Raw genomic sequence first — 26,474 nt, 5'->3', positions numbered from 1 at the left:
GACATAATTGCTAAAAATAATAGCAGTAAGAAGATTTCAATTAGAATCTTCTTACTGCTATTTTTATTTTCAACACTAAGTACTAGTGTTGATCCTTTAATATTTTATTCAGCAATTTCAAGTGCAATTTCCATCATTTGAGTGAATGATGTTTGTCTTTCTTCTACACTTGTAGCTTCATCACGTAAAATATGGTCACTAACTGTGAAGACGCCAAGTGCTTTTTTACCTGCATTGATGGCATTTAAATATAAACCTGCTGATTCCATTTCAATTCCTAATATACCCATTTTCTTCCATGCATCGTTAAATGTTGCATCTGCATTATAAAAAGTATCAGATGATAATACATTTCCCACATGTGAAGTAGCACCAATTTCGTCTGCTGCTTTTTTAGCTTTAGTAATTAAGTCAAAATCAGCAATCGGCGCAAAATGTCCAGGAATATTAAATTGATCTACATAATTTGAATTTGTTGATGCAGCTTGAGCAATAATTACATCATATAAATTAACATCCTCTTGAAGTGCACCACATGAACCCACGCGAATAATTGTTTCTACATCAAAGAAATTATATAACTCATAAGAGTAAATACCAATACTTGGAATTCCCATTCCTGACCCCATAACTGAGATTTCTTTACCTTTATATGTTCCTGTATAACCGAACATGTTGCGTACTTCATTAAATTGTTCAACATTTTCTAAGAAGTTATCCGCAATATATTTTGCACGTAGCGGGTCACCTGGCATTAATACAGTTTTAGCAATTTTTACACCATTTGGTTGAATATGAGGTGTACCATTCGTCATAAGTTATCTTCTCCTTATTATTTAAGTTATCAATATAGATTAAAAAGCTTTATATCACAATATAAGATAACATTTGTTTATCTTTTATGCGAATTTTTGTACTATATAATTGTAAGTAAATATTATGTGATTATTAACTAAGTGTGAAGCTGTATAACAAATTAAATTAAAATTTAGTGACTTCTAGACACTTTTTTCTGTCACCTTCAGAAGTATACCAGGACTTATATTTGTATGCTAGTTTCATTCTTAGTAAGCAGTTACATATATTTTGAAAATGGAGGAACGGAAATGAACGTAGCAAAATATATAGATCATACTTTACTAAAACCTGATTCAACTAGAGAACAAATTGATAAAATTCTTGAAGAAGCTAAAAAGTATCAATTCAAATCAGTGTGCATTAATCCAACTCATGTTAGTTATGCAAGTCAACAATTACTAGATACAGATGTACTTGTGTGTACTGTAATCGGATTTCCATTAGGGGCAACTACGACTGACGTAAAGGTCTTCGAAACTGAAAATGCAATTAAAAATGGTGCTTCAGAAATAGATATGGTTATTAATATTGGGGCTTTAAAAGATCAACGCTATGATGAAGTGCAAAAAGATATTGAGGGTGTTATCGCAGCTGCTAATGGAAAAACAGTTAAAGTGATAATTGAAACAGTACTTTTAACTGATGAAGAAAAAGTTAAGGCTTGTGAATTAGCTGAAAAAGCAGGCGCTACTTTTGTTAAAACATCTACAGGATTTGCTGGTGGGGGAGCTACACCAGAAGACGTCAAATTAATGAAAGATACTGTAGGCAACCGCTTAGAAGTAAAAGCATCTGGAGGAGTGAGAAGTCTAGAAGACTTCGAAAAAATGATTGAAGCAGGTGCGACAAGAATTGGTGCAAGTGCGGGAGTCCAAATTATAGAGGGTCTTGATTCCAACTCAGATTATTAAAAGATTCATTTAAGGGAATGATTTTTATGAGAATGATAGATATTATTGAGAAAAAACGTGACGGACATGCGCTAACAGAAGAAGAGATTGAATTTTTTATTAATGGTTATACGAAAGGTGACATCCCTGATTATCAAGCTTCGAGTTTAGCTATGGCCATCTTTTTCCAAGATATGAACCAAGAAGAAAGAGCAGCAATGACGATGGCAATGGTTAATTCAGGAGATAAGATTGATTTATCTCAAATTAAAGGCGTAAAAGTGGATAAGCACTCGACTGGTGGTGTGGGAGATACGACAACACTAGTATTAGCGCCTTTAGTAGCGTCATTGTGTGTACCTGTAGCTAAAATGAGTGGTCGTGGTTTAGGTCATACTGGTGGAACGATTGATAAATTAGAATCAGTAAATGGTTTTAATGTAGAGATAAGTGAACAAGATTTTATTAAACTTGTTAATGAAAATAAAGTTGCTGTGATAGGTCAATCTGGAAATTTAACACCAGCTGATAAAAAACTATATGCACTAAGAGATGTGACGGGTTCTGTTAATTCTATTTCATTAATCGCGTCATCAATTATGAGTAAAAAAATCGCAGCTGGTGCAGATGCAATTGTTCTTGACGTTAAAACCGGGAGCGGTGCTTTCATGAAAACGTTAGAGGAAGCAGAAGCATTAGCACATGCAATGGTAAGTATAGGTAATAATGTAGGTAGAAATACTATGGCGATTATTTCTGATATGAGCCAACCATTGGGTCGTGCAATTGGTAATGCTTTAGAATTAAAAGAAGCGATTGAGACATTAAAAGGCCAAGGGCCAAAAGATTTAACGGAACTTGTATTAACATTAGGTTCACAAATGGTAGTGTTAGCTCAAAAAGCGCAATCATTAGAAGAAGCACGTCAAATGCTTGAGGAAGCTATTCAATCAGGTAAAGCTTTAGAGAAATTTAAAACCTTTATTAGTCACCAAGGTGGTGATTCGTCTATTGTTGATGACCCAGATAAGTTGCCTCATGCGAAGTATCAAATTCATTTTCAAGCGAAAAAGGATGGCGTGATTACCAAGATGATTGCAAATGAAATCGGTGTTGCTTCAATGATGCTTGGTGCAGGACGCCAAACAAAAGATGATAAAATTGATTTAGGTGTAGGGATTGTTCTAAATAAAAAAGTTGGGGATTCTGTCAAAGAAGGAGACAATATTCTCACTATTCATAGCAATAAAGAAAATGTTAATGAAATATTAGACAAATTAGACGAGAGTATTACAATTGAAGAAAAAGGTGAAACACCAACCTTAATTCACAAAATTATAACCGAGTAGGAGATGTAAAGAATGACTACAGCGTTTAATCGAATCCATCTTATCGTTATGGACTCAGTAGGTATTGGTGAGGGTCCAGATGCGGCTGCATTTAAAGATGAGGGTTCTCATACACTCAAACACACTTTAGAAGGATTTAATCAAGAACTTCCAAATTTACAACGACTTGGATTAGGAAATATTGATTCTTTACCAGTAGTTTCTAAGGTTGAAAAACCAGGTGCATTTTATACAAAATTGAGCGAAGCTTCTGTGGGTAAAGATACAATGACTGGGCATTGGGAAATTATGGGTTTAAATATTATGCAACCATTTAAAGTATATCCTAATGGTTTCCCAGATGAACTTGTTAAGGAAATTGAAGAGATGACAGGACGTAAAGTTGTTGCAAATCGTCCCGCTTCAGGTACTCAAATCATCGATGAGTGGGGCGAACATCAAATGAAGACAGGCGATTTAATTGTTTACACAAGTGCTGACCCTGTACTTCAAATTGCTGCTCATGAAGATATCATTCCACTTGATGAATTATATGATATATGTGAAAAAGTTCGTGAATTAACTAAAGACCCTAAGTATTTAATTGGACGTATTATTGCAAGACCATATGTAGGTGAACCTGGCAACTATACACGTACATCAAATCGCCATGATTATGCATTGAAACCTTTTGGTAAAACAGTGATGAATACGTTAAAAGATAATGATTACGATGTCATTGCTATTGGTAAAATTAATGATATTTATGATGGTGAAGGTGTGACAGAAGCCATTCGTACCAAAAATAATATGGATGGTATGGACAAACTCATTGAAGTAGTACAAAAAGACTTCAAAGGGATTAGTTTCTTAAATTTAGTAGACTTTGATGCGCTTTATGGTCACCGACGAGATAAAGAAGGCTATGCTCAAGCTATTAAAGACTTTGATAATCGTTTACCGGAATTAATTGAACACTTACAAGAAGACGATTTAGTGATTATTACAGCTGATCACGGAAATGACCCAATAGCCGATGGTACGGATCATACACGCGAATATATACCAGTATTAATGTTTAGTCCTAAGATTAATCAGTATCATGAACTATCTCAAGACACGACATTTAGTTCAATCGGTGCTACAATTGCGGATAACTTCAACGTAGAATTACCAGAATACGGTAAAAGTTATTTAAAAGAAATGGGAGTTGAACACAAATGAAATTCTTAAGATTTCTATTAGGAATCGCATTTGGAACAGCTGGCGTATTACATTTTACGAATGAACGTCAATTTAGAAATATTGTTCCAGATTATTTACCTTTACAAAAAACAGCTGTATTAGTTACAGGTGTTTTTGAAATCTTCTTTGGAATGATGCTATTAATTCAAAGACCTGCAAGTTGGTTGAAGAAAGGAATTAACTTATTCCTATTAGCAGTATTCCCTGCAAATATTTATATGGCACGTAAAAAATTACCATTGGGTGATAAAGAAGTTCCTAAATGGGCGCTTTATTTAAGATTACCATTACAATTTGTATTAATGGGTATTGTTAAGAAACTATAATTCATTATTGAACTACAACTGCTATTGAGTAGTTGTAGTTTATTTTTTTTAAATGGGAAAAACCATGCATCATTAAATAATGAAAAAGATAAAAGGGAGTTTATGTAAATGATAGTTATTACAGGTGCAACGGGTACATTAGGAAGAATTGTAGTAGAAGAAGCTTTAAAAGTATATCCCGCAAATGAATTGGGAGTAAGCGTGAGAGATGCTTCAAAAGCACAAGACTTAGCTGATAAAGGTGTAAGTGTAGGGAGGGCGATTTCAAAAAGCCAGAAACTTTAAAACAAGCATTTGAAAACGCGGATCAATTATTAGTTATCTCAGGAAATGGACAAGGTGATGAACTTGTTGAAGCTCATAAAAACGTGATTGAAGCAGCTAAAGAAATTGGTATCAACCGTATACTATATACTAGTCAAATTGGAAGTGGCCTCAATCACACTTCCAACCTATGGTAGATCATTATAAAACTGAGCAAATGTTAGAAGAAAGTGGTTTGAACTTTATTGCTTTTAGAAACGGTTTCTATTCAGCAAATGGTCAGCAATTTTTCTTAGGTGGATTACAAGATAATCAACTTAAATTACCTAAAGATGGTCCGGTAAACTGGACAACACATGAAGACTTAGCAGAAGGTATGGTTAAGATTTTACAAGATGAGCAATTTAAGGAACGTTACCCTCAGCTAACAGCATCACGCACATTAACAATGGAAGATATAGCAAAAGAATATAAACAAGATGGCATCGAAAGAGTGATTATTAGTAACGATGAATATAAAGAAACTTTAGGATTTATACCTAACTTATCTGAAGAAATGAAACAAATGTTTGTCGATATTTTTGAAGCAAGTGTTGATGGTGATTTTGATAAATCTTCTTCTTTATTGGAAGATTTATTGGGACGTAAACCTCAAGATATCGTTGAAATTCTAAATAATAAATAATTATGTAGTAAAAGAAAGACTCTAGATCATCTTGCGATAAGCAAGTAAATCTAGAGTCTTATTTAATATTAAATTCATTTATTTTCCCGTACCGTAAATATCATTCCATTGGTCGCGTTTATCTAAGAAAGCTTGAGCAATTTCTTTAGCACCTTCTAATGAATGGCTTGCTGCCCATCCACATTGCACTTCATTACAAGCTGGCACTTCTGTAGCATTTAAGACATCGTTCAATGTCTTTTCAACAATATTTAAAACATCATCATAATCGTCATGATTAATAAATGATACATAGAAACCAGTTTGGCAACCCATAGGACTTAAATCAACAACTTTATCAGTGTGATTTCTAATGTTTTCGGCCATTAAGTGTTCTAAAGAATGTAAACCAGGCATTTCCATATGTTCTTTATTAGGTTGTTTGAAACGGATATCATATTTATGGATAATATCTCCATTCAATCCTTCCATCGTACCCGCTAAACGGATAAATGGTGCAACAACTTTAGTATGATCTAAATTAAAACTTTCAACGTTCATTTTAGGCATGATTGTATCCTCCTTATTGCAATTACGCAATTTATTGTTCATTTCAATAATTTGATTGTAACAATCCTCGATGTGAATGACAATTTTGAAAAAAGTAGCAAAGCTATTAGCGTTTGAATTGTAAGAAAATTGTGTATATATGTTAAAAAGTAATGACAACAATTATTTATTCCGATAGAATAAGTAATAATTAAATTGAGGAAAGTGAAAAAAGCTAGTGTATGTTAGAAATAGTTAGTTATCTTTCCTCATCTTTAAGTAATAGTTTTGAGTAATAATCATTAAATAATGAGTATGAATAAAGTATAAACTGAATTAAGCTAGTAAGGTTTTCAAGGGAGTTAGGTACAATGAGTGCAAAACAAGAGATATTAGATTTTATAGAAAATAAAAAATATGATTATGTTGAAATCAGTCATCGTATACATGAGCGCCCTGAACTAGGAAATGAAGAAATATTTGCGTCAAGAACGTTAATCGATATTCTAAAATTGCATGAATTCGAAATAGAAACAGATATTGCTGGACATGCTACAGGTTTTATTGCCTCATACGAGTCTGATAAACCAGGTCCTACAATTGGTTTCTTAGCAGAATATGATGCACTACCTGGACTAGGACATGCATGTGGTCACAATATTATTGGAACAGCAAGCGTTTTAGGGGGGACAGCTTTAAAACAAGTTATAGACGAGATAGGTGGTAAAGTTGTTGTACTAGGATGTCCGGCTGAAGAAGGTGGAGAAAATGGTTCTGCTAAAGCGTCTTATGTTAAAGCAGGCATTATAGAAGATATAGATGTTGCGCTCATGGTACATCCAGGTAATGAAACATATCGTACCATCAACACTCTGGCAGTGGATGTATTAGATATTCAATTCTATGGACGAAGTGCTCATGCTTCTGAAAATGCAGACGAAGCACTTAATGCCCTTGATGCCATGATTTCTTATTTCAATGGTGTTGCACAGTTAAGGCAACATATAAAAAAGGGACAACGTGTACATGGCGTTATATTAGATGGTGGGAAAGCTGCAAATATTATACCTGATTATACACATGCTCGTTTTTATACCAGAGCTACATCTCGTAAAGAACTAGATGTATTAACGGAAAAGGTGAAGGAAATTGCGCGTAGGGCAGCCATTCAAACAGGTTGTGATTATGAATTTGGTCCCATTCAAAACGGTGTAAATGAATTTATCAAATCGCCTAAATTAGATGACTTATTTGAAAAGTATGCTGAAGAAATGGGAGAGGAAGTCATTAATGATGACTTCGGTTATGGTTCAACAGATACGGGTAACGTGAGTCACATAGTTCCAACTATTCATCCTCATATTAAAATCGGTTCACGTAATCTTGTAGGGCATACACATCGTTTCAGAGAAGCGGCTGCAAGTGTTCATGGTGATCAAGCTTTAATAAGAGGAGCTAAAATCTTAGCCTTAATGGGCTTAGAATTAATTGAAAATGAGAAGTTATTCAATGAAATTGTTGAAGAACATACTCATATAAAGGGGCATGTTAAATAATGAATGAAAAAGTAAATGGTCCGATGTTGACTTTAAGTGATTTATACAATGATGATGTGGTTTATACATCTAGACCTTCATATATCTCTAATCCATGGTTAAAACCTGATGAACATCAATCTAATTTTTTAACTGGAAGAGAATTACTCATCGCTAATCGCTTTCCAGTTATTGTGCATGAAGCAAGTGTTACTGAGAAATTAGCATACCTATTTGAATTAGTAGGAAAGCAAATTCCAACTCACATTTACAAGTTTAATAATAAAGAGACATATGAAGAATTATTACAAACTTTAGCTCATAAAGATGGTAAGAAAATTTATTTTCAATATATACATGATGAAGATATTTTAGAGAAAGAGTATTATGCACTTAATAAAGACACATTTGTTGCTTTAAATAATAAATCAAGGATACCTGAATGGACGAACAACAAATATTTACCTGATAGAGAGATTGTACCTATAGAAGAATTTGAAACTCGAATTAAGTCTTGGTCTTATCCATTCGTAATTAAACCCGGAGATGACTTACCTACAGCAGGTGGCTATGGTGTAATGATTTGCTACAATGATCAAGATTTAGAACAAGCTAAAATTCGCATTAAAGAAGCCACTGAAGCTACAGATTATTTAATAATTGAACAAAAAATTGAAGCGGTTAATAACTACTGCGTTCAATATGCTTATGCTCCTGATTTGGGAATTAAATATTTAGGTACAGCCCAACAACTAACGAATGAGTATGGTTTTTATAACGGGAATGAAAATGTTAATGATGTACCTCAGCATGTCATTGATGCCGGCAAAGAAATTATGGAGATAGGCGTAAGTAAAGGATTCTTTGGGGTTGCTGGATTTGATTTGTTAGTAGATAAAAATAATGACGTCTTTGCAATTGATTTGAATTTTAGACAAAATGGTTCAACAAGTATGTTGTTGCTCGCAAAGGATTTAGAAAAAGGATATCATAAATTTTATAGTTATTTTTCTAACGGTGATAATACACATTTTTATAATACAATTATTAAATATATCAAGAAGGGTGTTCTTTATCCACTTTCATATTATGATGGCGATTGGTATGGCAAAGATAAAGTGAATTCTCGATTTGGATGTATATGGCACGGATCAAGTAAAGAAGAAATTATTCAGCATGAAAATGAGTTTATTAAAGAATTAGGTTTATAAGTCATACTCGACAAATGCAAATAGATATTTAGTAAAATTTATATTTTCGAAATTTTCAGAAATAACCAGATTTAATTACAGGATATAACGAAATAATATTATTAATTGTACACGATTGACTATCAATTATTAGTCGTTTAACATTTAAATTGACACACTATACGAATAACTAATGAATTGAGGGTTTGACATGTCGTACAAATATGAAGCATTTTTCAAGGAGATTTTAATAAACGAATATATTTATTTTGCTTCAAAAAATAAGAAGTTAGTAAGGTTAAATCAAAAAGAACAATCTTATATTGCTATGTGGACAGATGAAGCTATGGCTGAATCATATTTATCTCAACATTCTATAGATTATGATAAGGTTGTTCGAGCTGATATTGACAGATTCGTCACTTATGAATTAGATGATTTATTTGATGAAGGTGATGAAATCTTAGTTAATGTAAATAATGAAGAAGATGGACAACTAGTGGATGTTATTAAAATGACTGATGAATTGATGTCAGAACTTGATGACATCAGAATTAAAGAATTTGTTAAAGATGTAGCTAAATATGATGAAGTTTATGGTTTAACTAATAAAAATGAGAAAAACTTTGTCATGATTAGTGATGATGAACATCAAAAACCTCATATTATGCCGGTTTGGAGTATTAAAAATCGTGCGTCTAAGGTACGAGATGAAGATTTTGAGGAATGTGAAATTATCGAAATTGAAGGTAAAGTTTTTGGAGAGTGGTTAGATAAGTTACGTGATGATGATAAAGCAGTAGCTATTGACTTAAAACCTGGAGTCGTGGGCACAGTTGTATCTGCACAAAAATTATCTAACGAAATAACTTTTTAACTTATTAAATAATGACAACGGTAGTGAATGGGAAAATTAATTTTAAAAAATTATTTTCCTCTAACTCACTACCGTTGTTTTATAATTTACAAATGTAAAGCACCTAGTGCACCTGAAAATGCACCATTTTCAATATAATAAGGTTTAAAACCTCTCAATACTGTATAATTTTCAATTACTTCACGTAGTAAATTATTATTATTAAATGATGAACCTATATATACTACATTTTCGGTTTGATACTCACGGGCTAAGGTAATAGCCATTGTTGTAATGACTTCACCAACTACACCAATCACAGATGAAAGCTTATCTGCGGAAGAGAAATTGTTATCTAGGTGATGTAACACATTCCCAAAGTTTGCAGCAGTTAAATCTCCTGAAATAGGTGGTTCGCTGTCTTTGTATATATGTTTGACTTTTAAATCAATAGAATCCCGGTGGCCTTTTTGTGCTAAATTAGTAAGCTCTGTATAGTCAGTAATATTTGATAACAAGTAACCTAACCCTTGAATCATACCGCCACCGGTACCTACACCACCCACACGTTGTTGATCCTGACCATTAAAATAGTGCAATGAAGTCCCTGTACCAACATTAGCAAATATGTAAGTATCAATATGATGACCTTGTTCTTCTAACAATATACGCAACCCTCTGGACGATGCATCAAATTCAACATAGCTTTGTGCTGAAATTTTGATATGCTCAGCAATGACGCCAGCATTACCACCAGTTAAGTTAAGCGACTCAATGTCTTCATTATTTAGCCAGTCAATGACTTTATCAATATTTGTTGTAAGTTCTGTTCGATAAAAGCGTTCATTACCTTGTTCTTGAACTATCTTTATTAATGTACCTCCGGCATCAATACCTACCTTCATTTGACTCTCACTCCACATTAAAAATATGTCACTCACTATAGTATATTAAAATCTCTGAAAAACAAGCATTATTTAAATAAATTTATATTTAAGGTTGTTTAATTTCTTAATAGGGTAATGCTATTGTAAGATAAATTTTCAAAAAGAAAATTGAGCTAAATAGTAATCAATATTTATTTCATATATAATAGAAGTTGTAATTAACGAATAGGGGATTAAATAAATGTTTATCAAAAAAGAATTTGAAGGTATTACAGTCCAAGTGTTTGAAGAAAAGTATCGTGAAGCAGTGAATGAATTTAAATTAAGTGAGAGACAGCAGATTTATTCCTCATTACCTAAAACAGTTTTGGATGATGCTTTAAATGATGAAAACAGAGTAGCCAATATTGCAATGAATCAAGAGGGACAAGTGGTGGGATTCTTTGTCTTACATCAATATTATCAACATGAAGGCTATGATACACCTGAAAATGTCGTTTATGTTCGATCTCTATCAGTAAATGAGAAATATCAAGGTCATGGTTATGGAACGAAGATGATGATGTTCTTACCTCAATATGTGCAAGAATTATTCCCAGATTTTAATCATTTGTATCTAGTAGTTGATGCTGAAAATAAAGGAGCGTGGAACGTTTATGAACGCGCTGGCTTTATGCACACTGCTACTAAAGAGGAAGGCCCTATTGGTAAAGAACGACTCTATTATTTAGACTTAGATTCTAAACATGTTTCTTCACTTCGCTTAGTTGAAAGCGAAACTTCAAATGAGGCTAATATTCATGTAATTAATTTACTTAAAGATAATGAAAAAGTTGGATTTATTGCTATTGAACAGATTGAAGATAGAATGAGAATTTCAGCAATAGAAGTTAATAAAGAGCATCGTAACGAAGGTATAGCGGAAAGTGCTCTAAGACAATTGCCAACTTATATTCGTAAACATTTTGATGATATCAAGGTTTTGGCTATAACGTTATATGGAGAGAATAATGAATTAAAACCTTTATGTGATAATAGTAATTTTGTGGTTATTGAAGAAGCTGAAGACTATGTTCTATTTGAAAAGTATATCAACTACTAGTCTATCAACTGAAAGTTTACATCAATTGAACTACGAGTAGTGATTGCTAAATCAGTAGTTGTCATTTATAATTTATTTTTGTTACTATTAATTAATGAAAATTTGACGTTTAAATAAGAGAAAAATCCTTTGAAAGGAAGTATTTTAATGAAAATTCAAGATTACACAAAAGAAATGGTTGATGAGAAGTCATTTATCGATATGGCTTACACTTTATTAAATGATAAACAAACAACAATGAATTTATACGATATTATCGACGAGTTCAAATCTCTGGGTGGTTATGAGTACGATGATATTGAGAATCGTGTTGTTCAATTCTATACTGATCTTAATACAGATGGTCGTTTCTTAAATGTCGGCGAAAATCAATGGGGACTTCGCGATTGGTACTCTGTAGACGATATTGAAGAAAAGATTGCACCTACAATTCAAAAATTTGATATTCTTGATGACGATGATGAAGAAGATCAAAACCTTAAATTATTAGGTGAAGATGATATTGATGAGGACGATGATATTCCTGCTGAAACTGATGATCAAGAAACTTTAAATGATCCAGAAGACGAAGAAGTAGAAGAAGAAATCAATGATTCAGATATCGTGATTGAAGAAGATGACGATGATGATATTGCTGAAGAGGAAGAAGAAGAATTTGAAGATGAGGAAGACTTCAACGACTAATTCTTATTTTCTGAACTTTAAAGTGGGACTTTTATTTTTAATTAAAAGATGATAGAATTTTATTCGGGCTCCTTTAATTAGGACACGTGTATTAACTAGATACGCTCCCCCTTACAATTGTTGTGAGAGGGAGCGTTTTTTTATTTTTAAATGACTAAATAATTTAAAGTGAACAGAATTGTAGAGTAATTTAAAATCTATAAACATGTCATATCATGGTCGTCATGTTACTCACAATTTTAATTAATATAATAACAACGAGGTAGCAACCCTAAATTATACAGGAGGTCAGACAATGACAAAATTTATTTTTGTAACAGGCGGAGTAGTGTCATCATTAGGAAAAGGGATTACGGCCGCTTCTCTAGGAAGATTGCTTAAGGATAGAGGTCTTAAAGTTACAATTCAAAAATTTGATCCATATTTAAATGTGGATCCAGGTACTATGAGTCCATATCAACATGGTGAGGTATTTGTAACTGATGATGGCGCAGAAACAGACTTAGACTTAGGTCACTATGAGCGTTTCATCGATATTAATTTGAATAAATATTCTAATGTGACTGCAGGTAAAGTATACTCTCATGTATTAAAGAAAGAACGTCGTGGTGATTACTTAGGTGGCACAGTACAAGTTATCCCACATATTACAAATGAAATTAAAGAAAGATTATTATTAGCTGGAGAAAGTACAAACGCTGACGTTGTTATTACAGAAATAGGTGGTACGACTGGTGATATTGAATCACTTCCATTCTTAGAGGCAATTCGTCAAATAAGAAGTGATTTAGGCCGCGATAATGTAATGTATGTACATTGTACTTTATTACCTTACATTAAAGCAGCAGGTGAAATGAAGACGAAACCAACTCAACACAGTGTAAAAGAATTACGTGGTTTAGGAATTCAACCTGATTTAATTGTTGTTAGAACAGAATACGAAATGACTCAAGATTTAAAAGATAAAATTGCATTATTCTGTGATATAAACAAAGAAAGCGTGATTGAATGTCGCGATGCTGAATCACTTTATGAAATTCCACTTCAATTGAGTGACCAAGATATGGACGATATCGTCATTAAACGTCTACAATTAAACGCTAAGTATGAAACTCAACTTGATGAGTGGGAACACTTATTAGATACTGTAAATCATCTTGATGGCAAGATTACAATAGGATTAGTTGGTAAATATGTTAGCTTACAAGACGCATATTTATCAGTTGTTGAATCATTAAAACATGCTGGCTATCCATTCAAGAAAGATGTTGTTGTTAAATGGATAGATTCAAGCGAAGTAACTGATAATAACGTTGAAAGTTATTTATCTGACGTTGATGGTATCTTAGTTCCTGGTGGTTTCGGTTTCCGTGCAAGTGAAGGTAAAATTTCAGCTATTAAATACGCCCGTGAAAACAACATTCCTTTCTTTGGAATATGTTTAGGTATGCAACTAGCTACAGTTGAATATGCACGTAATGTTTTAGGTTTGGAGGGCGCACATTCAGCTGAGTTAGATCCAAGTACACCATACCCAATTATTGATTTATTACCTGAACAGAAAGATATTGAAGATTTAGGTGGTACACTTCGACTTGGTTTATACCCTTGTCATATTAAAGAAGGTACCCTTGCAGAATCTATTTATTCTGAAAATGACATCGAAGAACGTCATCGTCATCGTTATGAATTTAACAATGAATTTAGAGAGCAATTAGAAGATAATGGAATGGTATTCTCAGGTACAAGCCCTGATGGACGTTTAGTAGAGATTGTTGAAATTCCGGAAAATGACTTCTTCATTGCATGTCAATTCCACCCTGAATTCTTATCAAGACCAAACCGTCCTCAACCAATCTTTAGATCATTTATTGAGGCTTCACTTAAATATCAACAACAATAATCGTTAATTGATTATATTTAAAATTTAGATAAATAAGTATTAAAACCAAAGCAGTAAGAAGATTGATAACAATCTTTTTACTGTTTTTTTATCTGTATATTGAGTCGTGTGCTTTCACATTCTTAAGAGGCTTCTTTTACAAATAAACAGACTATATAAATAAAGTACTTTTAAAATATAAAAAAAGAGATTGCTAATTTTTTGTATAGCAATCTCAATTATTTTTTAAGTGTTCTTGAGTTAATGTTTAAAATAATGAAGTGTATAAATTTATGAAAATTTAATATGAATAGAGATAAGTTTGATACCTGATTATATAGTTTGCGCAAATATAGAAGCTTAAGTTATAGATTTAAATCTCGTGTCATCTCTATCATTTGAGTGTAAATTTCATAATATACATAATTAAATGCCATTGCATGAGGTTGAACAATCTTATCGTAATCTTCAGTATAAACAATAGGTCTAGGTGTTGAAAGGTTAACGTAATGCATTAAATGTTCTGGAAAATCATCACGTTTTGGATTGTTACAAACTAATACAAAATCGACATCTAATTCAATTAAACGTTGAACGTCTTGCTCTACATCCTCATTGTAAAAAGGTGAGAATAAAAACACTCTATCTGTAGAATCAATTTCACTTATAGATTTTAAGTCATCTAGTGAACGGCTTGATTCGAGCTTTTCATTACTATTCAATACAAAAGCTTCATAAAATTTTAAATCTTCATATCCTTTAACATAAACATAACCCTCACCGCCAATAGCTTGTATTAAACATTGTGCTGCCATTTGTATATCTAATGCTTGCTTTTCAAGCCTATTAAAGATACCAGTCAATTGTGTATTTAGAATTTTTGACATGATTTTCCTCCATTCTTTTCAATAAAACATTTTAAATAATACATTATAGTAATGCAATATTTGACTGATTGTTAAAATGAATGCGGTTGCAACAGTTTAAAATCTAAGGATTGTGAAAATTATTAATATTATATAAAGTATTCGAATGCATTAACTATGTATTTTTGATATAATGATTTTTGAAAAATACGTGCACTTATGCACTCAAGGAGGAACTTTCATGCCTTTAGTTTCAATGAAAGAAATGTTAATTGATGCGAAAGAAAACGGTTATGCAGTTGGTCAATACAACTTAAATAACCTTGAGTTTACACAAGCTATTTTAGAAGCTTCACAAGAAGAGAATGCACCAGTTATTTTAGGTGTATCTGAAGGTGCTGCTCGTTATATGAGTGGTTTCTACACTGTAGTAAAAATGGTTGAAGGTTTAATTCACGATTTAAACATTACAATTCCAGTTGCAATTCACTTAGACCATGGTTCAAGTTTCGAAAAATGTAAAGAAGCGATTGATGCTGGATTCACTTCAGTAATGATTGACGCTTCACATAGTCCATTCGAAGAAAATATTGAAATTACTTCTAAAGTAGTTGAATATGCACATGAAAGAGGCGTTTCTGTAGAAGCTGAATTAGGTACGGTAGGCGGACAAGAAGACGACGTAGTAGCTGACGGCGTTATCTACGCTGATCCTAAAGAATGCCAAGAATTAGTTGAAAAGACTGGCATCGATACTTTAGCACCTGCATTAGGTTCAGTTCATGGTCCTTACAAAGGTGAACCAAAATTAGGATTTAAAGAAATGGAAGAAATTGGCGCTTCTACTGGATTACCATTAGTATTACATGGTGGAACTGGTATCCCAACTAAAGACATTCAAAAAGCAATTCCTTATGGTACTGCTAAAATCAATGTAAATACTGAAAACCAAATTGCTTCAGCTAAAGCTGTTCGTGATGTATTAAATAACGATAAAGATGTTTACGATCCTCGTAAATATTTAGGACCAGCTCGTGAAGCAATTAAAGAAACAGTAAAAGGTAAAATTAGAGAATTTGGAACTTCTAACCGAGCTAAATAATTTGATAAATCATTATCATAGACCATTGAACAAAGGTTTCAATGGTCTTTTTTATGGAATATTTTAGAAGATGAAGACTGATAGAATTCCCTTTTAATCAAGGTTTTAAAATGCATAACGACGGGAGTTTACCACTAGTAAATGAGCTAGGCATGCATGAAATGACAATGAGTGAAAGGGTTTGTCTACAGTCTGAGCCCATTGAACAAAGGTTTCAATAGTCTTATTTATGCTATACTTGAATCAGAATGAAATTCATTTAAATGAATTTCCTCAAATTAATCAGATGTTACATAAAAATAAAAGATATATAAATCATAAATAAACAAAAATTTAACGATTAAGAAGTTGTATATGAGGTAATAGTCTAATATTAATTATTAGAGTATTATTATTTAGCGAGAAACTTTGACACTATTTATGTGTAAAGTTGCTAAAATAACTTAACATTGATTAGATTTGAACTATTTTACAAACAAAGTAAAATTATTTTATAATGCTAATAATGTGAAATTTTAAAACGAAGGAAACAAAGGAGATAAATCATATGGTTCAAGAGGTAATAAAAATAAGAGGTGGACAAACACTAAAAGGAGAAGTAGAAATTAGTGGAGCGAAAAATAGTGCAGTAGCTATTATCCCCGCAACTTTATTAGCTCAAGGACATGTAAAGTTGGAAGGTCTTCCCCAAATCTCTGATGTAAAAACTTTAGTAAGTTTGTTAGAAGATTTAAATATTAAAACGACTTTAAAAGGCAAAGAATTGGATGTAGATACAACTGAAATTGAAAATGCGCCGTTACCTAATAATAAGGTTGAATCATTGCGTGCATCTTATTATATGATGGGAGCGATGCTAGGACGTTTTAAAAAATGTGTCATTGGGCTACCAGGTGGATGTCCATTAGGACCACGTCCTATTGATCAACATATAAAAGGTTTCAAAGCATTAGGGGCAGAAATTGATGAATCAAGCGATACTTCTATGAAAATTGAAGCTAAAGAATTAAAAGGTGCAAATATCTTTTTAGATATGGTTAGTGTTGGTGCTACAATAAATATTATGCTTGCTGCTGTACATGCTAAAGGTCAGACTGTCATTGAAAATGCAGCTAAAGAACCTGAAGTTGTAGATGTCGCTAACTTTTTAATGAGTATGGGAGCTAATATTAAAGGCGCAGGAACAACTACCATCAAAATTAATGGCGTGGAAGAGTTGCACGGTTCAGAATATCAAATTATTCCTGATAGAATTGAAGCTGGTTCTTATATGTGTATAGCTGCTGCTATGGGTGAAGAAGTTGTATTAAATAATATTGTACCTAAGCATGTAGAAGCGTTAACTGTTAAATTGAGAGAGCTTGGTGTTGATATCCAAATAGATGATGAGAAAGCAATTATTCGTAAACAATCACCATATAAAAATGTTGATATCAAAACTTTAGTTTATCCTGGCTTTGCTACGGATCTTCAACAACCTATTACACCATTATTATTTATGACTAATGGGCCATCATTTGTTACAGATACAATTTATCCAGCTAGATTTAAACACGTTGATGAACTACAACGTATGGGCGCAAATATTTATGCTGATGAAGGTACAGCAACTATTAAACCTTCGCGTCTTGAAGGAACGGAAGTAAATGCAAGTGATTTACGTGCCGGTGCATGTTTAATTACTGCGGGATTAATCGCTGAAGGTGTAACAACAATTTTCAATGTAAAACATATATACAGAGGTTATACAAATATTGTTGAACATTTAAAATCACTCGGAGCAGATATTTGGACTGAAGAAATTTAAGGTTTTGTGGTATAATATTTATATTAATAATTGGAAGACAATAGAGAAATGCCTACAATTATAAGCATATTAAATGTGAGGTGAGGCAAATGGAAATCTGTCCATATCTTGAAGAAACCTTCAAAATTGTTGGTCGTAGTTGGAATGGGCTAATTATTAATTATTTATCAAGATGTGAAAGTCAATCAGCTCACTTTTCCGATATGAAAAGAGATCTAAAGACGATCACTCCTAGAGCTTTGAGCTTAAAATTAACCGACCTAGGAGAATGGAAACTAGTAGAGAAGCAAATTATTTCATCTAGCCCATTAGAAATTGTTTATCAATTGACTGATAAAGGACAAGCTTTAGCCGAAGCATTAAAGCCTATGGAAGCTTGGGCACAAAAATACGTTGAGTTAGAAGCAAATTCTTCAAAATAAATAAGACATGATGAACTGTTTATAAAGTAAAAAACTTTATAAGCAGTTTTTTATGTAGATGCAAAATGATGCTTTATAATTTCCAATATAAAATGAATTGAGCGTAATTCATTTTAGTGTTGCATATGTTTAAAGTAACGCTTTAAAGGATAGAATATACACATAACTTTTCTAAGGAGTGAAGATTTAATATGAGAAATTTCACTAAACAATATATTAATGGCGAATGGGTTGATAGTGCGAGTGGCGAAACAATTGACGTAATCAATCCTGCAACTGAAGAAGTGATGGGATCTGTAGCTAACGGGAATGAAGAAGATGTTAACAAAGCTGTTGAAGCGGCTGACAAAGTTTATTTAGAATTTCGTCATAGTTCAGTTGAAGAACGTAGAGACTTGTTAGATAAAATTGTAAAAGAATATGAAAATAGAAAAGACGATATTATCCAAGCGATTACAGATGAATTAGGTTCTCCATTATCTGTTTCTGAAAATGTTCACTATCAAATGGGATTAAATCACTTTACGGCAGCAAGAGATGCTTTAGATAATTTTGAATTTGAAGAGCAACGTGGAGATGATTTAGTAGTTAAAGAAGCTATTGGTGTCTCAGGATTAGTTACACCTTGGAATTTCCCTACTAATCAAACATCATTAAAATTAGCTGCTGCATTTGCTGCAGGTAGTCCAGTAGTTCTTAAACCTTCTGAAGAAACACCATTTGCAGCTATTATCTTAGCAGAAATCTTTGATAAAGTTGGCGTACCTAAAGGTGTATTCAATTTAGTTAATGGCGATGGTGAAGGTGTAGGAAATCCATTAAGTGAACACCCTAAAGTGAGAATGATGTCATTTACTGGTTCTGGCCCAACAGGATCTAAAATCATGGAAAAAGCTGCAAAAGACTTCAAAAAAGTGTCTCTAGAACTAGGAGGAAAATCTCCTTATATCGTTCTTGACGATGCTGATATCAAGGAAGCAGCTAAAGCTACAACTGGCAAAGTTGTTAATAACACTGGCCAAGTATGTACTGCAGGTACACGTGTACTTATACCTGAAAGTATTAAAGAAGATTTCTTAACAGCAATTAAAGAAGAATTTAGCCAAGTTAAAGTAGGAGATCCTCGTGAAGATGGTACACAGGTCGGACCAATTATCAGTAAAAAACAATTCGATCAAGTTCAAGACTATATTGATAAAGGCGTAAATGAAGGTGCTGAATTATTCTACGGTGGCCCTGGTAAACCAGAAGGCCTTGATAAAGGTTATTTTGCACGTCCAACTATTTTCATCAATGTAGATAACCATATGACAATTGCTCAAGAAGAAATCTTCGGTCCAGTTATGTCAGTGATCACTTATAATGATTTAGATGAAGCAATTGAAATTGCTAATGATACTAAATATGGTCTTGCTGGCTACGTTATTGGTAAAGATCAAGAGACTTTACGTAAAGTAGCACGTTCAGTTGAAGCAGGAACTATTGAAATCAATGAAGCTGGTAGAAAACCTGACTTACCATTCGGTGGTTATAAACAATCAGGTTTAGGTCGTGAATGGGGCGACTATGGTATTGAAGAATTCTTAGAAGTTAAATCAATTGCTGGTTATTTTAAATAATTGAACAAATTAATTAAAACTTGCAATTAAACGATGCACGGAACTATATTAGTTCCGTGTTTTGTTTTTATTGTTATATTTTCTAAATTCATTTTGTAATTAAATTGAAAATTTGCTATAGTTATTCTAGTAATTAGAAGGTCATGACACATTTGAATATAAAATAAAGACGATAAGGCTTACTGAAATTCTTAAATTTAACTCGCACATCTTAAAATTTAAAAATTTCATTTAACGTCTATATTTAATATTTATATGTCAAAGTCTCGCAATATAAAAAATAATGAAATGGGTGCAAGTCTATGCCTGAAAGAGAACGAACATCTCCTCAGTATGAATCTTTCCACGAATTATACAAAAACAACACTACTAAAGAGCTCACTCAAAAAGCCAAATCTTTAAAATTAACAAATTATAGTAAATTAAATAAGAAAGAGTTAGTTTTAGCTATCATGGAAGCTCAAATGGAGAAAGATGGCAATTACTACATGGAAGGTATCCTTGATGATATCCAACAGGATGGGTATGGTTTCCTTAGAACCGTTAACTATTCTAAAGGTGAAAAGGATATATATATTTCTGCAAGTCAAATCCGACGTTTTGAGATCAAACGTGGAGACAAAGTAACTGGTAAAGTACGTAAACCGAAAGATAATGAAAAATATTATGGGTTACTTCAAGTCGATTTTGTGAATGATCAAAATGCAGAAGAAGTTAAAAAACGCCCTCATTTCCAAGCGTTAACGCCACTCTATCCGGAAGAAAGAATTTTATTAGAAACACTTCCGACTAATTATTCAACTCGAATTATGGATTTAGTGACGCCGATTGGTTTAGGGCAACGTGGTTTAATTGTAGCGCCACCTAAAGCAGGTAAAACAAGTTTATTAAAAGAGATTGCTAATGCGATTGCTACAAATAAACCTGAAGCTCAACTTTTTATTTTACTAGTAGGTGAACGACCTGAAGAGGTAACTGATATTGAACGTTCAGTTGAATCTGCGGAAGTAGTGCACTCCACTTTTGATGAACCGCCAGAACATCATGTCAAAGTAGCAGAATTATTATTAGAACGTGCTAAAAGATTAGTTGAAATAGGTGAAGATGTTATCATCTTAATGGATTCTATTACACGTTTAGCACGTGCTTATAACCTTGTAATCCCACCGAGTGGACGTACGCTATCTGGTGGTTTAGACCCTGCTTCACTGCATAAACCTAAAGCATTTTTCGGTGCAGCAAGGAACATTGAAGCAGGTGGTAGTTTAACCATATTAGCTACTGCACTTGTTGAAACTGGTTCAAGAATGGATGATATGATCTACGAGGAATTTAAAGGTACAGGTAACATGGAATTACATCTTGATCGTAAATTATCAGAACGCCGTATCTTCCCAGCAATTGACATTGGTCGTAGTTCAACACGTAAAGAAGAATTACTTATCTCGAAAGCTGAACTTGACTCATTATGGCAATTACGTAACTTGTTCACAGACTCTACAGACTTTACTGAACGTTTTATTCGCAAGTTAAAACGCTCTAAAAATAATAAAGACTTCTTTTCACAATTACAAAAGTCAGCAGAAGAAAGTACAAAGACAGGTAAACCAATTATCTAAGTTATCTTTGATAAAGGGTTGCGTTTTGATTTGATAACTATTATAATTACACAGTATTGGGTAAAAAACTCACAAATAACTCTGTTCCAGATGGTTCAGGGCAAAGGAGCTGAAAGAAATGAAACAAGGAATTCATCCTGAATACCACAAAGTTATCTTTTTAGATACTACTACAAACTTTAAATTCTTAAGTGGTTCTACTAAAACATCTTCAGAAACTATGGAATGGGAAGATGGAAATGAATACCCAGTTATTCGTTTAGACGTATCATCTGATTCACATCCATTCTATACTGGCCGTCAAAAATTCGCCGCTGCGGATGGTCGTGTGGAACGCTTCAACAAAAAGTTTGGTTTCAAATCAAACAACAACTAAATTTGAATTTCAACTGTCTACGTATCCATATAGGGAATGTAGACAGTTTTTTTATTTTTTAACCCTTTATTATGTGAGTAGATTTTGTTTTTACTTAATTTGTTTGTAAAATGAGAGTATCGTCGTTTAATTTAGAATAATACTTTGAAAATGCATTTAACTACTCATAAAATATGATATAATTAAGCGATTATGTTTTGAAAAAAGGTGGAACTCTCAATGTATGAAACGTACCATTCCGGATGGATTGAAACAATTACTGGAAGTATGTTTAGTGGTAAATCAGAAGAGTTGATTCGTCGTTTAAGACGAGGGATTTACGCGAAACAGAAAGTCATTGTTTTTAAGCCAGCTATTGATGATCGTTACCATAAAGAAAAGGTCGTCTCACACGATGGTAATGAAATTGAAGCGATAAATATTTCTACGTCAAGAGAAATTTTAAACCAAGATTTAGACAATGTAGACGTTATCGGAATAGATGAAGTGCAGTTTTTTGATGGTGAAATAGTAAATATTGTAGAACAACTGGCTAAAAATGGTCACAGAGTTGTTGTTGCAGGTTTAGATATGGATTTTAGGGGAGAACCTTTTGAACCTATGCCGAAATTATTAGCTGTTAGTGAACAAGTGACTAAATTACAGGCAGTTTGTGCTGTTTGTGGGTCACCTTCTAGCCGTACACAAAGATTAATCAATGGAGAGCCAGCTAAAATAGATGACCCAATTATATTAGTTGGTGCGAATGAAAGTTACGAACCACGTTGTAGAGCACATCATATTGTGGCTCCAAGTGAAAATGAGAAGGAGGAAATGTAGTGTTTGATCAATTAGATATAGTAGAGGAACGATATGAACAATTAAATGAGATGTTAAGCGACCCTGATGTCGTGAATGATTCAGATAAACTTAGAAAATATTCAAAAGAACAAGCTGATTTACAAAAAACTGTTGAAGTTTATCGTAGTTATAAATCTAAAAAAGAAGAACTTGAAGATATTGAAGAAATGTTAAAAGAAACTTCAGATAAAGAAGAAGTGGATATGCTTAAAGAAGAGAGTGCGTCTTTAAAAGCTGAATTACCTGAAATGGAAGAAGAACTTAAAATCTTATTAATTCCTAAAGACCCAAATGATGAAAAAGACGTTATCGTTGAAATCCGAGCAGCTGCAGGTGGTGACGAAGCGGCCATATTTGCTGGGGACTTGATGAGAATGTATTCTAAATATGCCGAAGCATATGGTTTTAAAACTGAAATTGTTGAAGCTTCTGAAAGTGACCATGGTGGTTATAAGGAAATTAGTTTTTCAGTATCAGGTAGTGGAGCCTATAGTAAATTAAAATTTGAAAACGGTGCTCACCGAGTTCAACGTGTACCAGAAACTGAATCAGGTGGCCGTATACATACTTCTACGGCAACAGTAGCTGTATTGCCAGAAGTAGAAGATGTTGAGATTGAAATTCGTAACGAAGATCTAAAAATTGACACGTATCGTTCAAGTGGTGCGGGTGGTCAGCACGTTAACACAACTGACTCAGCAGTACGTATTACCCACTTACCTACTGGTGTTATTGCAACGTCATCAGAAAAATCACAAATTCAAAACCGTGAGAAAGCGATGAAAGTCTTAAAAGCACGTTTATACGATATGAAGTTACAAGAAGAACAACAAAAATATGCGTCACAAAGAAAATCTGCTGTAGGTACAGGTGACCGTTCAGAACGTATCAGAACATATAACTATCCACAAAGTCGTGTGACTGATCATAGAATTGGCTTAACGCTACAGAAACTTGGTCAGATTATGGAAGGTAATTTAGATGAAATCATAGACGCACTTACTCTATCTGAACAAACTGAGAAATTGAAAGAACTTAATAATGGTGAACTATAAAGATAAACTTCAAGAGGCTATTCAATTAACATTAGATAAAGGGTATGAGCAGACTAGGGCAGAATGGCTACTGTTGGACATTTTTAAATGGTCACGAACAGACTATCTTATCCATCGTGAAGAACAGATGTCTCAAGCTGATATAGCAAAATTTGACCTAGCTCTACATAGAATGTTGAGCGGTGAACCTATTCAATATATCGTAGGCTTTCAATCTTTTTACGGCTATACCTTCGAGGTAGATAATAATTGTCTAATCCCTCGTCCTGAAACTGAAGAAGTGATGCTTCATTTTCTAAATCAATGTCATCATCAAGATACAATTGCCGATATTGGTACAGGAAGCGGTGCGATTGCTATTACACTTAAGTTGCTTAAGCCAGATTTAAACGTTCTCGCTACAGATTTATATGAAGATACACTGAATGTTGCACGCAATAATGCAACATTACATCAGCAAGAAATTCAATTTTTACAAGGAGACGCATTGAAACCTCTAATTGATAATGATATTAAAGTTGACGGATTAATTTCTAATCCACCTTATATTGATGAAGGTGAAGCAAGAGATATGGATGATACTGTACTTAAATATGAGCCTCACCATGCTCTGTTTGCTGAAAATGAAGGCTACGCCATCTATGAGGGTATTTTAAAAGATTTACCACAAGTAATGAAAGAACAAGGACATGTCGTGTTTGAAATTGGATATAATCAAGGCAACCAACTAAAAGCATTAATTAATTCTATGTATCCTGACAAGTTAGTCAAAGTTATTAGAGATATTAATGGTAATGAACGCATCGTGTCATTCAAATGGTAAAGAATTCATGAGATTATAATGCGTTTTTTGTGAAATTAAATGTATCTTTATATGCGGATTAAGTTTTAAACATAATTAAAAATGAATGGGTGGAACTTCAACTTCAACAATAATGAACTGAATTGAGTTCCACTCTTTTTAAATTCATAATATAGATAAGAAAGAGGTGAAAATGGTGAATACTCAAATATGGGATCTTAGAAAATATGAAGAGAATGTAGTTAAATATCCTAAGTTAAACGAGATTAAAGAGACATTATTAAATGATGGATTAGTAGCGATTCCTACAGAGACAGTTTATGGGCTTGGTGCGAACGCAAGAAATGAACATGCGGTAAGAAAAATATATGAAGCTAAAGGACGTCCTTCTGATAATCCTTTAATCGTTCATATACATCAAAGGGAGCAACTTGAAGATTTTGTAGATGGAATTGATGAACGTGTTTCAAAATTAATGGATGCCTTTTGGCCTGGACCAATTTCATTTATTTTACCTCTTAAAACAGGTTATTTATGTGAAAAAGTGACAGGTGGATTAAACTCTATTGCAGTTCGTATGCCAAGTCATAAAATAGGGCGGGCGTTACTTCAATATATTGACGAACCTATAGCTGCACCAAGTGCCAATTTAAGTGGTAGACCTTCACCTACAAAGTTTGATCATGTTTTTCAGGATTTAAATGGAAAAGTAGACGGAATTGTTAATGGAGATCAAAGTGAAGAAGGTCTTGAGAGTACAGTGTTAGATTGTACTCAATATCCTTTTAGAATAGCACGCCCAGGTTCTATTACCACTTCAATGATAGAACAAGTTTTACCGGGGAGTATTCAAAAGGCTAATTATTTTGAAAAGGACAAACCTATTGCTCCTGGAATGAAATATAAACATTATTCGCCTGATACGCCACTAACTATTGTTGAAAATTTAACTCACAAAATTGATAATAATGAAAAATGGAATGATGTAGTATTTATTTTTCCTATTAGTATGAAATATTTATTGCCTGAGAATGCTCAATTTATTCCATTATGTGATGATGAGCAAGACATTAAAGGGGCAAACCATAATTTATATAGTGTATTGCACTCTATAGATAGCTCTAATGATATTAAACACGCTTATATTTATAGTTTTGAAAAAAAGGATCAGTCTGAAGCGATTATGAATAGAATGTTGAAAGCAGCAGGTAATGAAGTGATAGAAGGTGACGAATTATGAAATTAATATTTGTTTGTACAGGTAATACGTGTAGAAGTCCGTTAGCTGAAAGTATTGCTAAGAAATTGTTGCCAAACGATGACATTCAATCACGTGGTTTATTTGCTATGGAAGGACAAAAAATCTCTAAAGAATCATTACAATTGATTCATAGCCATCATCTACCTAAGCCTTCAAATGCTCAACAATTTACTTTGGAAGATTTAGAAGCAGATTTGATTCTCACAATGTCTCCTTCACATAAAGATTTAATTAAGTCTCAATACGGTCAATATTCAAATGTGTACACGATAAATGAGTATGCAGGTATTGAGGGGCATATAGAAGACCCATTTGGATGTTCTTTTGAAGTATATGAAAAAACTTTTCAAAATATCTACGATTTATTGAAAAAAATTGAAATGAATCGATAACAGAGTAAATTATATATAATTAGTATATGTTAAGCTTTAAATAAGTTATAATA

The 26,474-nt window shown here is 33.0% G+C and carries 27 protein-coding genes and 1 pseudogene; 24 read left to right on the top strand and 4 right to left on the bottom strand.

Going from position 1 to position 26,474, the window contains the following annotated elements:
* Positions 1 to 104: 104 nt before the first annotated feature.
* On the bottom strand, positions 105 to 815 hold the full coding sequence (gene deoD, locus CM54_RS11455) for a purine-nucleoside phosphorylase (protein WP_037551308.1): 711 nt from the start codon (positions 813 to 815) through the stop codon (positions 105 to 107).
* A 291-nt stretch (positions 816 to 1,106) separates the two neighbouring features.
* On the opposite strand from deoD, the gene deoC reads away from it, so the two are divergent.
* The 7 genes and pseudogenes from deoC (at position 1,107) to CM54_RS12985 (ending at position 5,596) form a co-directional block, all read left to right on the top strand.
* Positions 1,107 to 1,769, top strand: a complete 663-nt coding sequence (gene deoC, locus CM54_RS11450; RefSeq protein WP_002435874.1) for a deoxyribose-phosphate aldolase — start codon at positions 1,107 to 1,109, stop codon at positions 1,767 to 1,769.
* Positions 1,770 to 1,795: 26 nt separating this feature from the next.
* Positions 1,796 to 3,097 (top strand): pyrimidine-nucleoside phosphorylase, encoded by a 1,302-nt coding sequence (locus CM54_RS11445; RefSeq protein ID WP_037551306.1) that lies wholly within the window; start codon positions 1,796 to 1,798, stop codon positions 3,095 to 3,097.
* A 12-nt stretch (positions 3,098 to 3,109) separates the two neighbouring features.
* Positions 3,110 to 4,300, top strand: coding sequence for a phosphopentomutase (gene deoB, locus CM54_RS11440; RefSeq protein WP_037551304.1), 1,191 nt, complete (start codon positions 3,110 to 3,112; stop codon positions 4,298 to 4,300).
* Positions 4,297 to 4,647 (top strand): DoxX family protein, encoded by a 351-nt coding sequence (locus tag CM54_RS11435; RefSeq protein ID WP_023351341.1) that lies wholly within the window; start codon positions 4,297 to 4,299, stop codon positions 4,645 to 4,647. The genes deoB and CM54_RS11435 overlap by 4 nt, the downstream gene beginning before the upstream one ends.
* A gap of 108 nt (positions 4,648 to 4,755) precedes the next feature.
* The gene (locus CM54_RS12995; RefSeq protein WP_231469492.1) at positions 4,756 to 4,932 is read left to right on the top strand and encodes an SDR family oxidoreductase; all 177 of its coding nucleotides are present in this window, start codon (positions 4,756 to 4,758) and stop codon (positions 4,930 to 4,932) included.
* Positions 4,933 to 4,955: 23 nt separating this feature from the next.
* Positions 4,956 to 5,108, top strand: a pseudogene (locus tag CM54_RS12990) (hypothetical protein); the annotation flags it as partial.
* A complete protein-coding gene (locus CM54_RS12985; RefSeq protein WP_231469489.1) occupies positions 5,102 to 5,596 on the top strand; it encodes a hypothetical protein in 495 nt (164 codons plus the stop codon). The pseudogene CM54_RS12990 and the gene CM54_RS12985, both read left to right, overlap by 7 nt.
* Positions 5,597 to 5,674: 78 nt before the next feature.
* Here the strand turns inward: CM54_RS12985 and CM54_RS11425 are convergent, their stop codons facing one another.
* A complete protein-coding gene (locus CM54_RS11425; protein ID WP_002435842.1) occupies positions 5,675 to 6,145 on the bottom strand; it encodes an S-ribosylhomocysteine lyase in 471 nt (156 codons plus the stop codon).
* Positions 6,146 to 6,495: 350 nt separating this feature from the next.
* Between CM54_RS11425 and CM54_RS11420 the strand changes: the two genes are divergently transcribed.
* The 3 genes from CM54_RS11420 to CM54_RS11410 all read left to right on the top strand — a co-directional run bounded on the left by CM54_RS11420 (position 6,496) and on the right by CM54_RS11410 (position 9,726).
* Positions 6,496 to 7,680, top strand: coding sequence for a M20 family metallopeptidase (locus CM54_RS11420; RefSeq protein WP_037551301.1), 1,185 nt, complete (start codon positions 6,496 to 6,498; stop codon positions 7,678 to 7,680).
* The gene (gene ldmS, locus CM54_RS11415; protein WP_037551300.1) at positions 7,680 to 8,870 is read left to right on the top strand and encodes an L-aspartate--L-methionine ligase LdmS; all 1,191 of its coding nucleotides are present in this window, start codon (positions 7,680 to 7,682) and stop codon (positions 8,868 to 8,870) included. The genes CM54_RS11420 and ldmS overlap by 1 nt, the downstream gene beginning before the upstream one ends.
* Positions 8,871 to 9,060: 190 nt before the next feature.
* Positions 9,061 to 9,726 carry a DUF2750 domain-containing protein gene (locus tag CM54_RS11410; protein WP_037551299.1) on the top strand — a complete coding sequence of 222 codons (666 nt, stop codon included), beginning with the start codon at positions 9,061 to 9,063 and terminating at the stop codon, positions 9,724 to 9,726.
* 86 nt (positions 9,727 to 9,812) lie between these two features.
* Here the strand turns inward: CM54_RS11410 and coaW are convergent, their stop codons facing one another.
* The gene (coaW, locus tag CM54_RS11405) at positions 9,813 to 10,610 is read right to left on the bottom strand and encodes a type II pantothenate kinase (RefSeq protein ID WP_037551298.1); all 798 of its coding nucleotides are present in this window, start codon (positions 10,608 to 10,610) and stop codon (positions 9,813 to 9,815) included.
* A 223-nt stretch (positions 10,611 to 10,833) separates the two neighbouring features.
* Here coaW and CM54_RS11400 point away from each other — a divergent pair, with 223 nt between their 5' ends.
* The 3 genes from CM54_RS11400 (at position 10,834) to CM54_RS11390 (ending at position 14,281) form a co-directional block, all read left to right on the top strand.
* Positions 10,834 to 11,694, top strand: a complete 861-nt coding sequence (locus tag CM54_RS11400; protein WP_023351346.1) for a GNAT family N-acetyltransferase — start codon at positions 10,834 to 10,836, stop codon at positions 11,692 to 11,694.
* 147 nt (positions 11,695 to 11,841) lie between these two features.
* Entirely contained in the window at positions 11,842 to 12,378 is a 537-nt protein-coding gene (gene rpoE / locus CM54_RS11395; protein ID WP_002435872.1) for a DNA-directed RNA polymerase subunit delta, read from the top strand.
* A 295-nt stretch (positions 12,379 to 12,673) separates the two neighbouring features.
* Positions 12,674 to 14,281 carry a CTP synthase gene (locus CM54_RS11390; RefSeq protein WP_002435764.1) on the top strand — a complete coding sequence of 536 codons (1,608 nt, stop codon included), beginning with the start codon at positions 12,674 to 12,676 and terminating at the stop codon, positions 14,279 to 14,281.
* 344 nt (positions 14,282 to 14,625) lie between these two features.
* On the opposite strand, the gene CM54_RS11385 is transcribed toward CM54_RS11390, so the two are convergent.
* Entirely contained in the window at positions 14,626 to 15,147 is a 522-nt protein-coding gene (locus CM54_RS11385; RefSeq protein WP_037551297.1) for a DUF2529 domain-containing protein, read from the bottom strand.
* Positions 15,148 to 15,367: 220 nt separating this feature from the next.
* On the opposite strand from CM54_RS11385, the gene fdaB reads away from it, so the two are divergent.
* The 11 genes from fdaB to CM54_RS11330 all read left to right on the top strand — a co-directional run bounded on the left by fdaB (position 15,368) and on the right by CM54_RS11330 (position 26,421).
* Complete coding sequence (gene fdaB, locus CM54_RS11380) at positions 15,368 to 16,228, top strand: class IIb fructose-bisphosphate aldolase FdaB (RefSeq protein WP_002435762.1); 861 nt, start codon at positions 15,368 to 15,370, stop codon at positions 16,226 to 16,228.
* 547 nt (positions 16,229 to 16,775) lie between these two features.
* A complete protein-coding gene (locus tag CM54_RS11375; protein ID WP_037551296.1) occupies positions 16,776 to 18,035 on the top strand; it encodes a UDP-N-acetylglucosamine 1-carboxyvinyltransferase in 1,260 nt (419 codons plus the stop codon).
* Positions 18,036 to 18,124: 89 nt separating this feature from the next.
* Positions 18,125 to 18,457, top strand: coding sequence for a winged helix-turn-helix transcriptional regulator (locus CM54_RS11370; RefSeq protein WP_002435794.1), 333 nt, complete (start codon positions 18,125 to 18,127; stop codon positions 18,455 to 18,457).
* 191 nt (positions 18,458 to 18,648) lie between these two features.
* Positions 18,649 to 20,076, top strand: a complete 1,428-nt coding sequence (locus CM54_RS11365) for an aldehyde dehydrogenase family protein (protein ID WP_037551295.1) — start codon at positions 18,649 to 18,651, stop codon at positions 20,074 to 20,076.
* Positions 20,077 to 20,378: 302 nt separating this feature from the next.
* Positions 20,379 to 21,695 (top strand): transcription termination factor Rho, encoded by a 1,317-nt coding sequence (gene rho, locus CM54_RS11360; protein WP_002435787.1) that lies wholly within the window; start codon positions 20,379 to 20,381, stop codon positions 21,693 to 21,695.
* Between the two features lie 118 nt (positions 21,696 to 21,813).
* Positions 21,814 to 22,071: a type B 50S ribosomal protein L31 gene (locus tag CM54_RS11355; protein ID WP_002435494.1), complete on the top strand. Its 258-nt coding sequence runs from the start codon at positions 21,814 to 21,816 to the stop codon at positions 22,069 to 22,071.
* Between the two features lie 219 nt (positions 22,072 to 22,290).
* Positions 22,291 to 22,890: a thymidine kinase gene (locus CM54_RS11350; RefSeq protein ID WP_037551293.1), complete on the top strand. Its 600-nt coding sequence runs from the start codon at positions 22,291 to 22,293 to the stop codon at positions 22,888 to 22,890.
* Positions 22,890 to 23,966, top strand: a complete 1,077-nt coding sequence (gene prfA, locus CM54_RS11345; RefSeq protein ID WP_002435511.1) for a peptide chain release factor 1 — start codon at positions 22,890 to 22,892, stop codon at positions 23,964 to 23,966. Before CM54_RS11350 ends, prfA begins: the two co-directional genes overlap by 1 nt.
* Positions 23,953 to 24,789 (top strand): peptide chain release factor N(5)-glutamine methyltransferase, encoded by an 837-nt coding sequence (gene prmC, locus CM54_RS11340; protein ID WP_037551290.1) that lies wholly within the window; start codon positions 23,953 to 23,955, stop codon positions 24,787 to 24,789. Before prfA ends, prmC begins: the two co-directional genes overlap by 14 nt.
* Positions 24,790 to 24,964: 175 nt before the next feature.
* Positions 24,965 to 26,008, top strand: coding sequence for an L-threonylcarbamoyladenylate synthase (locus CM54_RS11335; protein ID WP_037551335.1), 1,044 nt, complete (start codon positions 24,965 to 24,967; stop codon positions 26,006 to 26,008).
* On the top strand, positions 26,005 to 26,421 hold the full coding sequence (locus CM54_RS11330; protein WP_002435769.1) for a low molecular weight protein arginine phosphatase: 417 nt from the start codon (positions 26,005 to 26,007) through the stop codon (positions 26,419 to 26,421). Before CM54_RS11335 ends, CM54_RS11330 begins: the two co-directional genes overlap by 4 nt.
* Positions 26,422 to 26,474 lie beyond the last annotated feature (53 nt).

Source organism: Staphylococcus sp. TE8 (genome assembly GCF_000692055.1).
GTDB lineage: Bacteria > Bacillota > Bacilli > Staphylococcales > Staphylococcaceae > Staphylococcus > Staphylococcus capitis.
The sequence above is the reverse complement of the archived record's forward strand: the minus strand, read 5'-3'. Positions and strand labels throughout refer to the sequence as shown.

What these genes read in the sequence shown, in the direction of transcription:
- deoD (WP_037551308.1), bottom strand. Translation starts at nt 815, where the DNA reads ATGACGAATGGTACACCTCATATTCAACCAAATGGTGTAAAAATTGCT.
- deoC (WP_002435874.1), top strand. Translation starts at nt 1,107, where the DNA reads ATGAACGTAGCAAAATATATAGATCATACTTTACTAAAACCTGATTCA.
- CM54_RS11445 (WP_037551306.1), top strand. Translation starts at nt 1,796, where the DNA reads ATGAGAATGATAGATATTATTGAGAAAAAACGTGACGGACATGCGCTA.
- deoB (WP_037551304.1), top strand. Translation starts at nt 3,110, where the DNA reads ATGACTACAGCGTTTAATCGAATCCATCTTATCGTTATGGACTCAGTA.
- CM54_RS11435 (WP_023351341.1), top strand. Translation starts at nt 4,297, where the DNA reads ATGAAATTCTTAAGATTTCTATTAGGAATCGCATTTGGAACAGCTGGC.
- CM54_RS12995 (WP_231469492.1), top strand. Translation starts at nt 4,756, where the DNA reads ATGATAGTTATTACAGGTGCAACGGGTACATTAGGAAGAATTGTAGTA.
- CM54_RS12985 (WP_231469489.1), top strand. Translation starts at nt 5,102, where the DNA reads ATGGTAGATCATTATAAAACTGAGCAAATGTTAGAAGAAAGTGGTTTG.
- CM54_RS11425 (WP_002435842.1), bottom strand. Translation starts at nt 6,145, where the DNA reads ATGCCTAAAATGAACGTTGAAAGTTTTAATTTAGATCATACTAAAGTT.
- CM54_RS11420 (WP_037551301.1), top strand. Translation starts at nt 6,496, where the DNA reads ATGAGTGCAAAACAAGAGATATTAGATTTTATAGAAAATAAAAAATAT.
- ldmS (WP_037551300.1), top strand. Translation starts at nt 7,680, where the DNA reads ATGAATGAAAAAGTAAATGGTCCGATGTTGACTTTAAGTGATTTATAC.
- CM54_RS11410 (WP_037551299.1), top strand. Translation starts at nt 9,061, where the DNA reads ATGTCGTACAAATATGAAGCATTTTTCAAGGAGATTTTAATAAACGAA.
- coaW (WP_037551298.1), bottom strand. Translation starts at nt 10,610, where the DNA reads ATGAAGGTAGGTATTGATGCCGGAGGTACATTAATAAAGATAGTTCAA.
- CM54_RS11400 (WP_023351346.1), top strand. Translation starts at nt 10,834, where the DNA reads ATGTTTATCAAAAAAGAATTTGAAGGTATTACAGTCCAAGTGTTTGAA.
- rpoE (WP_002435872.1), top strand. Translation starts at nt 11,842, where the DNA reads ATGAAAATTCAAGATTACACAAAAGAAATGGTTGATGAGAAGTCATTT.
- CM54_RS11390 (WP_002435764.1), top strand. Translation starts at nt 12,674, where the DNA reads ATGACAAAATTTATTTTTGTAACAGGCGGAGTAGTGTCATCATTAGGA.
- CM54_RS11385 (WP_037551297.1), bottom strand. Translation starts at nt 15,147, where the DNA reads ATGTCAAAAATTCTAAATACACAATTGACTGGTATCTTTAATAGGCTT.
- fdaB (WP_002435762.1), top strand. Translation starts at nt 15,368, where the DNA reads ATGCCTTTAGTTTCAATGAAAGAAATGTTAATTGATGCGAAAGAAAAC.
- CM54_RS11375 (WP_037551296.1), top strand. Translation starts at nt 16,776, where the DNA reads ATGGTTCAAGAGGTAATAAAAATAAGAGGTGGACAAACACTAAAAGGA.
- CM54_RS11370 (WP_002435794.1), top strand. Translation starts at nt 18,125, where the DNA reads ATGGAAATCTGTCCATATCTTGAAGAAACCTTCAAAATTGTTGGTCGT.
- CM54_RS11365 (WP_037551295.1), top strand. Translation starts at nt 18,649, where the DNA reads ATGAGAAATTTCACTAAACAATATATTAATGGCGAATGGGTTGATAGT.
- rho (WP_002435787.1), top strand. Translation starts at nt 20,379, where the DNA reads ATGCCTGAAAGAGAACGAACATCTCCTCAGTATGAATCTTTCCACGAA.
- CM54_RS11355 (WP_002435494.1), top strand. Translation starts at nt 21,814, where the DNA reads ATGAAACAAGGAATTCATCCTGAATACCACAAAGTTATCTTTTTAGAT.
- CM54_RS11350 (WP_037551293.1), top strand. Translation starts at nt 22,291, where the DNA reads ATGTATGAAACGTACCATTCCGGATGGATTGAAACAATTACTGGAAGT.
- prmC (WP_037551290.1), top strand. Translation starts at nt 23,953, where the DNA reads ATGGTGAACTATAAAGATAAACTTCAAGAGGCTATTCAATTAACATTA.
- CM54_RS11330 (WP_002435769.1), top strand. Translation starts at nt 26,005, where the DNA reads ATGAAATTAATATTTGTTTGTACAGGTAATACGTGTAGAAGTCCGTTA.